The sequence below is a fragment of the Pantoea sp. SO10 genome (assembly GCF_005281435.1).
Classification (GTDB): domain Bacteria; phylum Pseudomonadota; class Gammaproteobacteria; order Enterobacterales; family Enterobacteriaceae; genus Pantoea; species Pantoea leporis.
Map to the genome: position 1 here is coordinate 191,440 of NZ_CP040095.1, position 14,344 is coordinate 205,783.

The following is a 14,344-nucleotide window of genomic DNA, read 5'->3' on the forward strand; positions in this document are numbered from 1 at the left end:
AGCGTAACATGCGCGCACTATTATCATGAGAGGACAATGCCTTGGACGCGCCCAGTCGATGCTGGCTCAATCACCTGTTTAACAGGAACTCCTAAGGTTACCTCTTTTAGCTGGTAGCCTTAGCGGTTAACAGCGACCTCCCTTTTTTACTCTCGTCGCGTGAGTTAGCACTGATTTACCCTTGAAGCGAAAGTTTCCGTGTTCAGGCTTCGCCGTGCCCGTAATTTAAAGTGGTCACCGCCTTGTCCCATTCCGAAAAAATGGGGAGTTATTGCTATGCTGAGCGCATTTAAACTCGATCGTAATCGCCTGACGCGCATCGAGCTGGAAGAAGATAACGACAAACTCAACACGTCTGTTTGGGTCGATCTGATCGAACCTGACGACAGCGAACGCGATCGCGTGCAATGCGAGCTCGGCCAGAGCCTGGCGACGCGTCCGGAACTGGAAGACATCGAAGCCTCGGCGCGTTTCTTCGAAGACGAAGACGGCCTGCACATTCACTCCTTCTTCTTCTTTGAAGATGCCGAAGACCACGCTGGCAACTCCACCGTGGCATTCACCATCCGCGAAGATCGCCTGTATACGCTGCGCGAACGCGAACTGCCTGCTTTCCGTCTCTATCGCATGCGTGCGCGCAATCAGATGCTGACCGATGGCAACGCCTATGAGCTGCTGCTGGATCTGTTTGAGACCAAAATCGAACAGCTGGCGGATGAGATCGAGAACATCTATAGCGCGCTCGAGAAACTCAGCCGCGTGATCATGGAAGGCCAGCAGGGCGAAGAGTACGATCAGGCGCTGTCACGTCTGGCGGAGCTGGAAGATATCGGCTGGAAAGTGCGGTTATGTCTGATGGATACCCAGCGTGCCCTCAACTTCCTGGTGCGTAAAGCGCGTCTGCCGGGCAACCAGCTGGAGCAGGCGCGTGAAATCCTGCGCGATATCGAATCGCTATTGCCGCATAACGAATCGCTGTTCCAGAAGGTCAACTTCCTGATGCAGGCGGCAATGGGCTTCATCAATATTGAGCAGAACCGCATCATCAAGATCTTCTCGGTGGTTTCGGTGGTATTCCTGCCGCCCACGCTGGTGGCATCCAGCTACGGCATGAACTTCGAGTTTATGCCGGAGCTGAAATGGAGCTTTGGTTATCCGGGCGCGATTAGCCTGATGATTCTCGCTGGCCTGGCGCCGTACCTCTATTTCAAACGCAAGAACTGGCTTTAACCCTTCTTACTCCCCTCTAAACAATTCGAGTTGCAGCAAGGCGGCAAGTTTGTGAATCCCAGGAGCTTACTAAAGTAAGTGACTGGGGTGAATAAAGGCAGCCAACGTAGCTGCGACTTGAATTATGACGAGGGGAGCGTAATCTGTTGGCTCTCTTCTTAAATCAATGATTTCCACCCTATGGCGCGCTTCTCATTGCGACTTCAGTGGACACTGCTGCTGATTGCTTCGTTAGTGCTGGGGATTATCCTCCAGCTGTTCCATCTTCCTGCGGCCTTGCTGCTTGGCCCGATGATCGTCGGCACTTTTATGGGCTTGTCCGGCGCGACTGTTCGCATCGATAAACGTTTCTTCGTGCTGGCACAAGCGGTGCTCGGCTGCATGATTGGCCAGAGCTTATCGCCGGGCATTCTCACACCGCTGATCCAGGATTGGCCGGTGGTGTTGGCGGTGCTGGTGCTGACGTTGGCGGCCAGCGGCCTGTCCGGTTTTCTTCTGGTACGTTTCAGTAGTTTGCCCGGCCCAACCGGCGCATGGGGATCGTCGCCCGGCGGCGCTTCGGCGATGGTGGCGATGGCCGGTGATTTCGGGGCGGATGTGCGGCTGGTGGCGTTTATGCAATATCTGCGCGTGCTGTTTGTCGCCACCGCTGCGGCGGTGGTGGCGCGCATTGGCCTCGGCACCCACGGCGGTGCAGCTGATCTGGTATGGTTTCCCGCGCTGCACAGCAGCTTTCTGCTAACGCTGCTGGTGATGGTTGCCGGTGCGTGGCTCGGCCAGAGGCTGCGAATTCCTTCTGGTGCCTTGCTGCTACCCGCGCTGATCGGTGCGGTATTGCACGGCACTGATGTGGCGACTTTGCAGGTTCCGGAATGGCTGCTGGCGCTGGCCTATGCACTGATTGGCTGGAGCGTGGGATTGCGTTTCACCCGACCGATTTTCAAACTTGCGCTGCGAACGCTGCCGCAAATGTTGCTGTCGATTTTTGGTTTGATGCTGTTGTGCGGCGGATTAGCCTGGATGCTAACGCGCGTGCTACACGTCGATCTGATGACCGCCTATCTGGCAACCAGCCCGGGTGGGCTGGATACCGTGGCGATTATTGCGGCCGGCACGCGCGTCGATATGGCTTTTGTCATGGCGCTGCAGACGCTGCGTCTGTTCACCATTCTGCTTACCGGTCCGGCGCTGGCGCGTTTTATTTCACGCTACGCGCATGCGCGCCCGAGCTGAGAACGCAACCGCATCAATAATGAACACGGCGAGCGCCAGCCAGATAAAGCCGAAGGTCACCATTTTATCCGGCGTCAGGCGCTCGCCGTAGAACAGCACCGCCAGCAGGAACATCAGCGTCGGACCCAGATACTGGAAGAAACCGACGGTCGATAAGCGCAGACGCGCGCAGGCGGCTGCAAAAAACATCAGCGGAATGGTGGTGATAATGCCCGCCGCGACCAGCTTGAGATTGAGGCTCATGGCGTTGGCGCTGAGATGGCTGGTGGCGCTGTCGGCAAAACCAAACAGGTAAATCGCCGCCAGCGGGAATAGCCATAGCGTTTCGATCAACATGCCACTTTGCGCATCGACCTGAATTTTTTTGCGCACCAAACCGTACAAAGCAAAACTCAACGCCAGGCCAAGGCCGATAATCGGCAGCGATCCAAACTGCCACAGCTGCACCAGCACGCCGGTGGTCGCCAGCAGTACCGCCAGCCACTGCAAGCGGCGGAAGCGTTCGCGCAGGAACAGCATGCCAAACACCACATTAATCAGCGGGTTGATAAAGTAGCCGAGGCTGGCTTCCAGCATGTGCTGATTGTTCACTGCCCAGATAAACAGCAGCCAGTTGGCGCCAATGGTGATGGCGGTCAGCGCCAGCAGCAGCACCTTTTTCGGCTGAGCCAGTACGCTACGTACCTGCGCCCAGCTGCGCGTCAATGTGATCAACAACAGCATAAACAGTGCGGACCAAATCACGCGATGCGTCATGATCTCGGTAGCGGGCACCTCTTTGACCAGTTTGAAGTAGGCGGGGGCGATGCCCCAAATGAAGTAAGCGCCGAGCGCATAGCCAATACCCTGGCGAGTTTGTTGCGAATCCATCATGTCATTCCAAAAATACTGATTAGCCAATCATGTAGGTGGCGGTAGCGGTGGCGATGTAATCGCCTTGCTGGTTATGTAACTCCACGCGCGCCACAGCGACTTTGTTGCCGCCGCGCAGCAGGCTGCTGGTGGCGACAAAGCGCTCGCCACGGCCAGGGCGCAGATAATCCACGCGCATATCGATGGTGCCCATGCGCGACAGGCGCTGACGCAGCTCTTCCTCCGTAATGCTCTCCTGACGCGTCAGCGCATAGCTGACACACACCAGCCCGGCCGCGACATCGAGCACTGAAGCGATCACGCCGCCGTGCAGAATCTGCTGCGCTGCGTTGCCGACCAGCATGGTTTTATTGGCGAAGCCGAGTCCGGCGTAATCCGCTTCCAGTCGATCCAGCTCTAATCCGAGCGCCTGATTGAAGGGCATGTGATAAACAAAGATTTCGCCAATCAGACGACGCGCTTCCTGCTGTGTCAGCAACGGGGATGACATAATGCCTGCCTTAAAATGTTAACGAGTTGTGTATATTATGCCGCGTTCGAGCCGCTTTCCAGTTTCGGAAATCGGCGCTGATCAACCGCAGGTTTTGCGTGTAGAATGGCCTGCTTTTTGAACCGTCACTTGACGATTACGACACGCAGTTCTCTGGAGAATTCTATGCGTAAGCATTACGCCTTGCTGGCCGCGGCGCTGATCCTTCCTGGCCTGGCGCAGGCTGAAGAAGCCACGATAAAAGAGGTTCATGATGCACCGGCAGTGAAGGGCAGCATTATCGCTAACCTGCTGGAGAAACACGATAACCCGTTCGTGCTTTATCCTTACGAAAACAACTATCTGCTCTACACCTACACCACCGACATGAACAAAGAGGCGATCTCTTCGTACAACTGGGCAGACAAAGCTAAAAATGATGAAGTAAAATTCCAGCTCAGCCTGGCGTTTCCGCTGTGGCGCGGCATTTTAGGCGATAACTCGGTGCTGGCGGCGTCCTATACTCAGCGCTCGTGGTGGCAGCTCTCGAACCGTGGGGCGTCATCACCGTTCCGTGAAACCGATTATGAGCCACAAATTTTCCTCGGCTGGGCCACCGATTACACCTTCGCAGGCTGGACCTTACGCGATGTGGAAACCGGCTTAGTGCATCAGTCGAACGGCCGCAGCGAGCCGACCTCACGCAGCTGGAACCGCGTTTACGCGCGCTTCATGGCGCAGAACGGCAATCTGCTCGCAGAGATCAAACCCTGGTATCGTCTGCCTGAAAGTGAAAGCAATGACGATAACCCGGACATCACCAAATACATGGGTTACTACCGCGCTAAGCTCGGCTACATGATGGGCGAGAACATTTTCAGCGTGGAAGGTAACTACAACTGGAACAGCGGCTTTGGCGGTGCAACCTTCGCCTGGAGCTACCCGATCTCTGAACACGTGCGCTTTTACACGCAGGTCTTCAGCGGTTATGGTGAATCATTGATCGACTATAACCATCGCCAGACGCGCTTTGGCGTGGGCGTGACGCTCAACGATCTGTTCTAACCCGCAACAAAGACAGGATTACCGTGGCAACATCGGCAGTGCTTAATCAGGAAATGCTGGCGCAGCAGGTATTACAAGATACCTTCGGCTATCAGCAGTTCCGCCCAGGTCAGCAAAACATCATCGAAACCGCCCTGTCAGGACGCGATTGTCTGGTGGTGATGCCGACTGGCGGCGGCAAATCGCTGTGCTATCAAATCCCGGCGCTGGTGCGCGAAGGGCTGACGCTGGTGGTTTCACCGCTGATTTCACTGATGAAAGATCAGGTCGATCAGCTGCTGGCCAACGGCGTGGCTGCAGCGTGCCTCAACTCGACGCAGACGCGTGAGCAGCAGCAGCAGGTGTTTGCGGATTGTCGTACTGGCAAGCTCAAGCTGCTGTATATCGCGCCTGAACGTCTGATGATGGACAATTTCCTCGACAGCCTGCACCAGTGGAATCCGGTGATGCTGGCGGTGGATGAAGCGCACTGTATTTCGCAGTGGGGCCACGATTTCCGTCCAGAATATGGCTCGATCGGCCAGCTGCGTCAGCACTTCCCTGATTTGCCGGTCATGGCATTGACCGCCACCGCCGATGAAACCACGCGTAACGATATCGTCCATCTGTTGCAGATGGACGATCCGCTGATTCAAATCAGTAGCTTTGACCGCCCCAATATTCGCTACACGCTGGTGGAGAAATTCAAACCCACTGAGCAACTTCTGCGTTATGTGCAGGATCAGCGCGGCAAAAGCGGCATCATTTACTGTAACAGCCGCGCCAAAGTGGAAGACACCGCCGCGCGCCTGCAGAGCCGTGGTTTGAGCGTTGGCGCGTATCACGCCGGCATTGATAGCGCGCAGCGTGCCAGCGTGCAGGAAGCTTTTCAGCGTGACGATCTGCAAATCGTGGTCGCCACCGTGGCGTTCGGGATGGGCATTAACAAACCCAACGTGCGCTTTGTGGTGCACTTCGATATTCCGCGCAACATCGAATCCTATTATCAGGAAACCGGCCGCGCCGGGCGCGATGGCCTGCCTGCCGAAGCGATGATGCTTTACGATCCGGCCGACATGGCGTGGCTGCGTAAATGTCTGGAAGAGAAAGTGCCCGGCCCGTTGCAGGATATAGAACGCCACAAACTCAATGCGATGGGCGCGTTTGCTGAAGCGCAAACCTGTCGTCGTCTGGTGTTGCTGAACTATTTCGGCGAAGGTCGCCAGCAGCAGTGCGATAACTGCGATATCTGCCTCGATCCGCCGCGTCGCTACGACGGTTTGCTGGAGGCGCAAAAGGCGCTGTCGAGCATCTATCGTACCGGCCAACGCTTTGGAATGGGCTATATTGTTGAAGTTTTGCGCGGCGCCAGTAATCAGCGCATTCGCGACAACGGCCACGACAAACTGCCGGTGTACGGCCTGGGCCGCGAGCACAGCCACGAACACTGGATCAGCGTGCTGCGTCAGCTGATTCACCTCGGGATGGTAACGCAAAACATCGCCATGCATTCGGCGCTGCAACTCACCGAAGCGGCGCGTCCGGTATTACGTGCGGAAGTGCCGCTGATGCTGGCGGTGCCGCGTATCGTGACGGTGAAAACGCGCGGCAGCAGTTCGCCGAAAGTGCACAGCGGCAATTATGATCGCCAGCTGTTTGCCAAGCTGCGTAAGCTGCGCAAAGCAATTGCTGATGAAGAGAATATTCCGCCGTACGTGGTGTTTAACGATGCCACGCTGATTGAAATGGCAGAACAAATGCCGATTAGCGCGTCAGAAATGCTCAGCGTGAACGGCGTCGGTCATCGCAAACTGGAGCGTTTTGGTAAGCCGTTCCTGGTGATGATCAAAGAACATGTTGATGAAGGTTAAAGGAAAAAATTCATGCTGATGTTATTCGCCACCGTCGCGCTGGTGCATCTGGTTGCGCTGATGAGTCCCGGCCCGGACTTCTTCTTTGTGTCGCAAACGGCGGCGAGCCGCTCACGCAAAGAGGCGATGATGGGCGTTCTGGGCATTACGCTGGGTATTGTGATCTGGGCCGGAGTGGCGCTGATGGGCCTGCATCTGATCCTGGAAAAAATGGCCTGGCTGCATGAAATCATTATGGTCGGCGGCGGATTGTATCTGCTGTGGATGGGCTGGCAGCTGATGCGCTCAGCGCGTCAGCGTCACAAGCAGCCACAATCGCAAGCGCCGGTGGTTGAGCTGCCAAAAAAGGGCATGAGCTTCCTGAAAGGTTTCCTGACTAACCTGTCGAACCCAAAAGCGATCATCTACTTCGGTAGCGTATTCTCATTGTTTGTTGGTAACGACGTTGGCGCGATGGAGCGCTGGGGGTTGTTCCTGCTGATTATCGGAGAGACGTTCGCGTGGTTTACGCTGGTGGCGGCGATTTTCGCTATGCCGTGGATGCGTGATAAGTATCAGCGAATGGCGAAGTGGGTGGATGGTATGGCGGGCGTGTTATTCGCCGGTTTTGGCATTCACCTCATCATTTCACGTTAAGCCTGGTTTACTTGCCATTTCGGTACCGGGCAGTGCTCGCCCTCCTCACGTACGACGTGTACGCTCCGGGGGCTGCGCGCTGGCCGGCACCGAACTGGCTGCGCCACCGACGGCTTTGAAGTGGGTGCGATTTTCTTTTACGCCATTCTGCGTGCGCTGGCTAGCAGCGCGCCTACTGCCATAAACAATCCACCAAAGGTGCGGTTCAGCAGCTTCATCTGCTTCGGTCCTTTAATCCAGCCGGCGATACGCGTTGCCAGCGTGGCGTAACCAATCATTACGATGATATCGACCACAATGGTGGTCACGCCCAGCACCAGATATTGCATGAGCTGCGGCTGGTGCGGCTGAATAAACTGCGGGAACAGCGCAGCGAGAAACACGATGCTTTTCGGGTTGGTGAGGTTCACCAACACGGCACGCTTAAACAGGCGGCGACGCGGCATCGCTTTGGCAACGGCGTCGAGGTCGATGCCACCCGCGGAGCGCCACTGCTGAATGCCCAGCCATACCAGATAGGCTGCGCCGGCCCACTTCAGGACTTCAAACGCCAGAATCGATTGGGAAAACAGCGCACCTAAACCGGCGCCGACCAGCACAATATGAATGGCCAGACCCAGCTGTAAGCCGGTTATCGATGCCGCTGCGCCGCGATAGCCGTGACTGATGCCGGTGCTCATGGTGTTGATCGCGCCGGAACCAGGTGAAAGGCTAAGGATGGTTGTGGTCAGCAGATAGGTTAACCACCATTCAATGGTCATGTGTGACATTCCCTGAAGTTAGCGAAGTGTGACACAATACGACAGAAAATCGCCGCACGCTACGCAGCACAGGCGCGCAAATCACGTTTTTTTCAGGGGGACGGATGCAGCAGCATAAACAGAGTTGGCTCGGACGTGAGCGAGGCTTTTCGGCCTTTGCCACCGGTCCGCTGCTCGACTTCTGGCGTCGCCGTGAAGAGTGTGAATTTACCGGCGTCGGCAACCTGAAGATTCGCTACGTCCGTTTCACCTCACCGCAACATCGCCGTGTCATTCTGGTCGTGCCTGGCCGCATTGAAAGCTACATCAAGTATCCCGAACTGGCTTACGACCTGTTCATGTGCGGCTACGATGTGGTGATTCTCGACCATCGCGGTCAGGGACGTTCCGAGCGTCTGCTGGAAGATTCGCATCGCGGCCATGTAGTGGAATTTGGTGACTACGTTGACGATCTGGAAACGCTGTATCTGAAAGAGATCGTGAGTCCACATTATCAGCAGCGCTACGTGCTGGCCCACTCGATGGGCGGCGCGATTTTAGCGCTGTTTCTGGCGCGTCAGCCGCAGGCGTTTCATGCTGCGGTATTCTCCGCGCCGATGTTTGGCATTGTGCTGCCGCTGCCCGACTGGATGGCGCACCGTATTCTGGACTGGACCGAGAAACTGCCGGCGCTGCGTGAAGGTTACGCGCTGGGCACCGGGCGCTGGCGCGCCAATCCGTTTGGCATCAACCGCCTGACGCATAGCCGCGAACGCTATCGCCGTAACCTGCGTTTTTACGCCGACGATCCGGCAATTCGCGTCGGTGGCCCCACTTATCACTGGGTGCGCGAAGGCGTGCAGGCCGGGCGGGACATCTTCAATCAGGTAGCGAACATCACCACGCCGACCTTGCTGCTGCAGGCCAGTGAAGATGATGTGGTGGATAACCGCTCACAAAATCTATTTTGTACGGCGATGGCCGCAGCAGGACATCCCTGCGCGGGCAACGCGCCGTATGTGATCAAAGGAGCGCGTCATGAGATCTTGTTTGAAACAGACGCGATGCGTGCCGAAGCGCTAAACGCGGTGGTCGATTTCTTTGAACGCCACGCTTAATCAATTTTACTTTCCGATATCAACACCCGAGGTTTACATGTATCACATCGTCGCATCCGACCTGGATGGCACGCTGCTCTCTCCGGACCATCGCCTGACGCCGTTCGCGCGCACCACGCTGCAGGAACTGGTGGCGCGTGATATCCACTTTGTCTTTGCCACCGGCCGTCACTATATCGACGTCGGACAGATGCGCGATAAGCTCGGCATTCCGGCTTACATGATCACGTCTAATGGCGCACGCGTGCACAATGCCGCAGGTGAACTGGTGTTCAGCCACAATCTTGACGCCGACATCGCCAGTGATCTCTATGGCCTGCAATATCATGACGAGCATATCCTGACGCACGTCTATCGCGACGATGAGTGGTTCATGAGCCGTCATCGTCCGGATGAGCAGGACTATTTCCGTGAATCGGTGTTTAACTATCAGGTTTACCAGCCGGGCATGCTGCCGACTGATGGCATCAGCAAAGTGTTCTTCACCTGCGAAGATCCGGAGCGTTTAATTCCCATGGAGCAGGCGATTGAAGCGCGCTGGGGCGATCGCGTGAATGTCAGCTTCTCGCTGCCAACGTGTCTGGAAGTGATGGCGGGCGGCGTTTCCAAAGGTCACGCGCTGGAAGCGGTAGCGAAACAGCTCGGCCACTCGCTGAAAGCGTGCATCGCCTTTGGCGACGGCATGAATGATGTGGAGATGCTCAGCATGTCGGGTAAAGGCTGCATCATGCGCAATGCGCAGCAGCGTTTGAAAGATACCTTGCCGACGCTGGAAGTGATTGGCAGCAACGCGGATGACGCCGTGCCGCACACGCTGCGTAAACTGTTCCTCGCCTAGAAAAAAGGGCCGGTCATCACCGGCCCTTTTTCGTTATGCCAGCTGTTTCTTGTGCTTGTGCTCACTGACCATGGTGAGCAGCAGCAGAATCACTGCTAGCACCGATCCGCCAATCATCACAATGAATCCGCCGTCCCAGCCGAAATAATCCACGGTGTAACCGACAATCGCACTCGCCGCAACCGATCCGCCGAGATAGCCAAACAGCCCGGTAAAGCCCGCTGCCGTTCCGGCCGCTTTTTTCGGTGCCAGTTCCAGCGCGTGCAAGCCAATCAGCATCACAGGACCGTAAATCAGGAAGCCGATCACAATCATGCACAGCATGTCGATGCCTGGATTGCCTGGAGGATTCAGCCAGTACACCACGGTGGCGATGGTCACCAGTGTCATAAAGAACACGCCGGTTGCGCCACGGTTGCCGCGGAACACTTTGTCCGACATCCAGCCGCACAACAGCGTGCCGGGAATACCGGCATATTCGTAAAAGAAGTAGGCCCACGAGGATTTATCCAGCGTGAAGTGCTTCACCTCTTTCAGGTAGGTCGGCGACCAGTCGAGAATGCCGTAACGTAGCAGGTACACAAACACGTTCGCCAGTGCGATGTACCACAGTAGCTTGTTGGGCAGAATGTACTGCATGAAAATCTGCTTCGCCGTCAGCTCCTGCTCGTGATCCTCGTTGTAATCCGGCGGATAATCATTTTTCCACGCTTCAATCGGCGGTAAACCGCAAGATTGTGGTGTGTCACGCATCAAGGCGAAGGCGATAATCGCGATGAGGATGGCGCCAAACGCCGGCATATACAGCGCGGCTTTCCAGTCGTTAAACCACGCCATGCCGAGCAGGAACAGCAGCGGAGGAATACCGCCGCCGACGTTATGCGCGCAGTTCCATACCGACACAATTCCGCCGCGCTCTTTCTGCGACCACCAGTGCACCATGGTGCGCCCGCACGGCGGCCAGCCCATGCCCTGGAACCAGCCGCACAGGAACAGCAGCACAAACATCACCATGATGCTGGAGGTGGCCCACGGCACGAACCCCATCACCAGCATCACCGCTGCGGCAAGGATTAATCCGGCGGGCAAAAACACGCGCGGATTCGAGCGGTCTGAGACCGAGCCCATAATGAATTTCGAGAAGCCGTAAGCGATGGAAATGCCCGATAGCGCAAAGCCGAGATCGCCGCGCGAGAAGCCTTGTTCCACCAGATAAGGCATTGCCAGCGCAAAGTTTTTACGCACCAAATAGTAGGCGGCATAGCCAAAAAATATTCCCAGGAAAATCTGCCAGCGCAGACGACGATAAAGCGGATCAACACGATCATCGGCCACTTGTGGGCGATGCGGTGCAGGTTTGAAAATACTCAACATGAGTGTGGCCCTCCAGGGCGCGATATAGTTATGAGTTCCCAGCAGGTTGGGGCAAAAACAGGCAGTAAAAATGGCAAAGCGAAGTTTCCATTTCGCGCAAAGGATAGTGATGGTCACGCGCAGTTACTGTGACATGTGACACATATGTTACAGTTTTATGACAATTGAGAGCGAAAAAAACCAGGAAATGTTGTATTTCGCGCATTTTTACCCGGACGTTAATATGAGAAATGAAAATTATTCGTCGTTATTTTATCCACTTGTAAACCAGATAGTTCACCCCGATTTCGATAGTTTGTTTACACTAGCGCCACTGTTCATTTTGAGATCGTTACCGTGCTGTTACTGATCGTTACCACCATTCTGTGGGCCTTTTCCTTCAGTTTGATCGGGGAATACCTCGCAGGTCAGGTGGATTCCTGGTTCTCAGTTTTGATGCGTCTGGCGCTCGCCGCCATCGTTTTCCTGCCGTTCCTGCGCTGGCGCGGTTACCGTGCTTCCACCATCCTGCTGTATATGCTGGTGGGCATGCTGCAGCTTGGCATCATGTATTTATTAAGCTTTGAGGCTTATCTGTATCTCAGCGTGACCGAGTTCCTGCTGTTCACCGTGATGACGCCGCTGTATGTCACGCTGATCTACGATTTGCTCAGCCGACGTCCGCTGCGTATCGGCTATGCCTTCAGCGCGCTACTGGCGGTAATCGGTGCGGCGATTATTCGTTACGACAAAGTCAGCGACCATTTCTGGTTTGGCTTGCTGCTGGTACAGGCGGCAAACATCTGCTTCGCCATCGGCATGGTGGGCTACAAACGCCTGCAGGAAACTCGCCCGATGCCGCAGCACACCGCATTTTCGTGGTTCTATCTGGGCGCGGTGATGATCGCGGTGATCGCCTGGAGCTTGTGGGGCAATCCGAACAAACTGCCGACCACGTCGCTGCAGTGGGGCATTCTGGTGTGGCTGGGCGTGGCGGCTTCAGGTTTGGGCTATTTCATGTGGAACTACGGCGCTACGCAGGTGGATGCTGGCACGCTAGGCATTATGAACAACATGCATGTGCCAGCGGGCTTGCTGGTGAATCTGGCGATCTGGCAAGAGAAACCGCATTGGCCAAGTTTTCTCGCCGGTGCCGCCGTGATTTTCGCATCCCTTTATGTGCACAAACGCTGGGTATTAGGTAAGAAAAGCAACGCATAGGCTAAAAGGGAAGGGATAGCGCGGCAGTGGAGCAAAGCATCCGAGCCATGGATGGCGAGGCTGATCCACAAGGAAGTGGTTTCCCTTTGCGATCTGCCGCGCTATCCCTGACCCGGCTCGAACAAAGAAGCGATTAACCCTTCTTAGCCGGCCCCGGACGATGAATCATCGTCAACCCTTTCAGGAAATTACGCAGAATCTGGTCACCGCATTCGCGGAAATTCTTATGATCCGGGTTGCGGAAAATCGCGCCAACCTCAGCCTGTGAAATCTTAAAGTTCGCTTTCAGCAGCACATCCGGAATATCGGTGGTCTTCAGCTCAAAGGCGATACGCAATTTCTTCATGAAAATGTTGTTATTCATGCGGCGCTCAATCGAAGGCGCGGGCGCATCTTCACTCTTACCGCGACGGTAAAAAATCAGACCGTTAAGGAAGTAGCCCATCAATACATCTGGCAGCTTGCGAAACGCGGCATCGTCATCTTTCTTCATCCACGCCTGCACGTCTTCCAGCGGCACTTCACTTCCTGCCAGGGCAAAAATCTCCACCACTTTGCTATCGCTCAAATCCAGCATATAGCGCACGCTGCGCAGAACATCGTTACTCATCATGGTGAAACTCTCTTGGTCGCGGGTTGAGGCGGCGCATTATAGAGCAGGCGGGGCAGGGATAACAGCGCGGGCGACCTTCGCCGCCCAACAACATCAGGATGAGGTGATTTGCAGTGAGCCGGGACGCGCGGCATCGCGCACGAAGGGCAGATGTTCACAGGCGTGCTGACGGGCAAACCGCACAAAGGCTTCCATTACCGGCTGACGCTGCTCGCCTTCGCGTACGGCGGCATACAAGCGGCTCCACAAACCATCGCCTAAGGTCTTGGTCACCACCAAACCCTGCTGCTCAAAATTCTCTACGACCCAATGTGGCAGCGCGGCGATGCCCATACGCGCCGACACCATCTGAATCAGCAGCAGTGTGTTATCGACGCTCTTCAAGGCTGGACTGACGCCCGCAGGCTGCAGGAAATGGCGCCACACATCCAAACGCTGACGCTGCACCGGATAAATCATCAGCACTTCATCGGCCATATCTTCCGGGGCAATGTGCTCAAGCTGCGCCAAAGGATGATCCGGTGCCATCACCAAACGCACTTCAAAATCGAACATCGGTGAATAAAACAATCCACTGCGCGGCAAAATATCGGAGGTCAACACCACATCCAGCTCGCCCTGTTGCAACGCGGGTTGCGGATCAAAGGTCACGCCGGATTTGAAATCCATCACCACCTGCGGCCAGCTCTGACGGAAATTATTTAGCGCGGGCGTCAGCCACTGAATACAGCTGTGACACTCAATGGCGATACGCAACGTGGCCTGATGCGGCTCATGACACGCCTGCAAAGCCTGCTGAATCTGTGGTAAAACCTGCTCAGCCAACTGCAGCAAAATCTCTCCCTGCGGGGTAAAACGCAGCGGCTGGCTTTTACGCACAAACAGGCGAAAACCCAGCCGCTGCTCCAGATCGCTGAACTGGTGGGATAACGCCGATTGCGTCTGATGAAGCTGGGAGGCGGCGGCAGCTAACGAGCCGGTGTTCCGTAACGCCTGCAGCGTCCGCAGGTGTTTGAGTTCGATCATGAGAATCCTTCACATCGAGATTGAACAAATTGCGCTTGAGGAACATACAGTACCCGCAGATTATGGCGGTGTAAACATC

At 55.8% G+C, this 14,344-nt stretch carries 14 protein-coding genes; 8 read left to right on the forward strand and 6 right to left on the reverse strand.

Annotated elements, in window-relative coordinates:
- Window positions 1–276: 276 nt before the first annotated feature.
- Both corA and FCN45_RS00865 read left to right on the forward strand, forming a co-directional pair.
- The gene (gene corA, locus FCN45_RS00860; RefSeq protein ID WP_008105777.1) at window positions 277–1,230 is read left to right on the forward strand and encodes a magnesium/cobalt transporter CorA; all 954 of its coding nucleotides are present in this window, start codon (window positions 277–279) and stop codon (window positions 1,228–1,230) included.
- A 180-nt stretch (window positions 1,231–1,410) separates the two neighbouring features.
- Window positions 1,411–2,463, forward strand: coding sequence for an AbrB family transcriptional regulator (locus FCN45_RS00865; protein WP_101763752.1), 1,053 nt, complete (start codon window positions 1,411–1,413; stop codon window positions 2,461–2,463).
- On the opposite strand, the gene rarD is transcribed toward FCN45_RS00865, so the two are convergent.
- A complete protein-coding gene (gene rarD / locus FCN45_RS00870) occupies window positions 2,434–3,333 on the reverse strand; it encodes an EamA family transporter RarD (protein ID WP_110867924.1) in 900 nt (299 codons plus the stop codon). The genes FCN45_RS00865 and rarD overlap by 30 nt on opposite strands.
- Window positions 3,334–3,355: 22 nt before the next feature.
- Complete coding sequence (locus FCN45_RS00875) at window positions 3,356–3,826, reverse strand: thioesterase family protein (protein WP_137384915.1); 471 nt, start codon at window positions 3,824–3,826, stop codon at window positions 3,356–3,358.
- 165 nt (window positions 3,827–3,991) lie between these two features.
- On the opposite strand from FCN45_RS00875, the gene pldA reads away from it, so the two are divergent.
- The 3 genes from pldA to rhtC are packed head-to-tail and all read left to right on the forward strand — an operon-like array spanning window position 3,992 to window position 7,356.
- Window positions 3,992–4,870, forward strand: a complete 879-nt coding sequence (gene pldA / locus FCN45_RS00880; RefSeq protein ID WP_008105781.1) for a phospholipase A — start codon at window positions 3,992–3,994, stop codon at window positions 4,868–4,870.
- A gap of 23 nt (window positions 4,871–4,893) precedes the next feature.
- Entirely contained in the window at window positions 4,894–6,720 is a 1,827-nt protein-coding gene (recQ, locus tag FCN45_RS00885; RefSeq protein WP_101763748.1) for an ATP-dependent DNA helicase RecQ, read from the forward strand.
- A gap of 12 nt (window positions 6,721–6,732) precedes the next feature.
- The gene (gene rhtC / locus FCN45_RS00890) at window positions 6,733–7,356 is read left to right on the forward strand and encodes a threonine export protein RhtC (RefSeq protein ID WP_137384916.1); all 624 of its coding nucleotides are present in this window, start codon (window positions 6,733–6,735) and stop codon (window positions 7,354–7,356) included.
- A 137-nt stretch (window positions 7,357–7,493) separates the two neighbouring features.
- Here the strand turns inward: rhtC and rhtB are convergent, their stop codons facing one another.
- The gene (rhtB, locus tag FCN45_RS00895; RefSeq protein WP_101763746.1) at window positions 7,494–8,117 is read right to left on the reverse strand and encodes a homoserine/homoserine lactone efflux protein; all 624 of its coding nucleotides are present in this window, start codon (window positions 8,115–8,117) and stop codon (window positions 7,494–7,496) included.
- Window positions 8,118–8,221: 104 nt separating this feature from the next.
- Here rhtB and pldB point away from each other — a divergent pair, with 104 nt between their 5' ends.
- On the forward strand, window positions 8,222–9,214 hold the full coding sequence (gene pldB / locus FCN45_RS00900) for a lysophospholipase L2 (RefSeq protein ID WP_101763745.1): 993 nt from the start codon (window positions 8,222–8,224) through the stop codon (window positions 9,212–9,214).
- A 37-nt stretch (window positions 9,215–9,251) separates the two neighbouring features.
- Window positions 9,252–10,052 carry a sugar/pyridoxal phosphate phosphatase YigL gene (gene yigL, locus FCN45_RS00905; RefSeq protein WP_101763744.1) on the forward strand — a complete coding sequence of 267 codons (801 nt, stop codon included), beginning with the start codon at window positions 9,252–9,254 and terminating at the stop codon, window positions 10,050–10,052.
- A gap of 33 nt (window positions 10,053–10,085) precedes the next feature.
- Here the strand turns inward: yigL and glpT are convergent, their stop codons facing one another.
- Window positions 10,086–11,426: a glycerol-3-phosphate transporter gene (gene glpT / locus FCN45_RS00910; protein ID WP_110867929.1), complete on the reverse strand. Its 1,341-nt coding sequence runs from the start codon at window positions 11,424–11,426 to the stop codon at window positions 10,086–10,088.
- A 336-nt stretch (window positions 11,427–11,762) separates the two neighbouring features.
- Between glpT and FCN45_RS00915 the strand changes: the two genes are divergently transcribed.
- Window positions 11,763–12,626, forward strand: a complete 864-nt coding sequence (locus tag FCN45_RS00915) for a carboxylate/amino acid/amine transporter (RefSeq protein ID WP_137384917.1) — start codon at window positions 11,763–11,765, stop codon at window positions 12,624–12,626.
- Between the two features lie 133 nt (window positions 12,627–12,759).
- Here FCN45_RS00915 and FCN45_RS00920 read toward each other — a convergent pair whose 3' ends face one another.
- Together FCN45_RS00920 and metR are read right to left on the reverse strand one after the other, a co-directional pair.
- Window positions 12,760–13,239, reverse strand: coding sequence for a DUF1456 family protein (locus FCN45_RS00920; protein ID WP_101763741.1), 480 nt, complete (start codon window positions 13,237–13,239; stop codon window positions 12,760–12,762).
- Between the two features lie 93 nt (window positions 13,240–13,332).
- Window positions 13,333–14,265, reverse strand: a complete 933-nt coding sequence (metR, locus tag FCN45_RS00925) for an HTH-type transcriptional regulator MetR (RefSeq protein WP_101763740.1) — start codon at window positions 14,263–14,265, stop codon at window positions 13,333–13,335.
- Window positions 14,266–14,344 lie beyond the last annotated feature (79 nt).

Bases quoted from the DNA above. Each gene is read 5' to 3' on its own strand.
- FCN45_RS00920 (WP_101763741.1), bottom strand. From the start codon at position 13,239: ATGATGAGTAACGATGTTCTGCGCAGCGTGCGCTATATGCTGGATTTG.
- rhtB (WP_101763746.1), bottom strand. From the start codon at position 8,117: ATGACCATTGAATGGTGGTTAACCTATCTGCTGACCACAACCATCCTT.
- rhtC (WP_137384916.1), top strand. From the start codon at position 6,733: ATGCTGATGTTATTCGCCACCGTCGCGCTGGTGCATCTGGTTGCGCTG.
- yigL (WP_101763744.1), top strand. From the start codon at position 9,252: ATGTATCACATCGTCGCATCCGACCTGGATGGCACGCTGCTCTCTCCG.
- glpT (WP_110867929.1), bottom strand. From the start codon at position 11,426: ATGTTGAGTATTTTCAAACCTGCACCGCATCGCCCACAAGTGGCCGAT.
- rarD (WP_110867924.1), bottom strand. From the start codon at position 3,333: ATGGATTCGCAACAAACTCGCCAGGGTATTGGCTATGCGCTCGGCGCT.
- pldB (WP_101763745.1), top strand. From the start codon at position 8,222: ATGCAGCAGCATAAACAGAGTTGGCTCGGACGTGAGCGAGGCTTTTCG.
- corA (WP_008105777.1), top strand. From the start codon at position 277: ATGCTGAGCGCATTTAAACTCGATCGTAATCGCCTGACGCGCATCGAG.
- FCN45_RS00875 (WP_137384915.1), bottom strand. From the start codon at position 3,826: ATGTCATCCCCGTTGCTGACACAGCAGGAAGCGCGTCGTCTGATTGGC.
- FCN45_RS00865 (WP_101763752.1), top strand. From the start codon at position 1,411: ATGGCGCGCTTCTCATTGCGACTTCAGTGGACACTGCTGCTGATTGCT.
- metR (WP_101763740.1), bottom strand. From the start codon at position 14,265: ATGATCGAACTCAAACACCTGCGGACGCTGCAGGCGTTACGGAACACC.
- pldA (WP_008105781.1), top strand. From the start codon at position 3,992: ATGCGTAAGCATTACGCCTTGCTGGCCGCGGCGCTGATCCTTCCTGGC.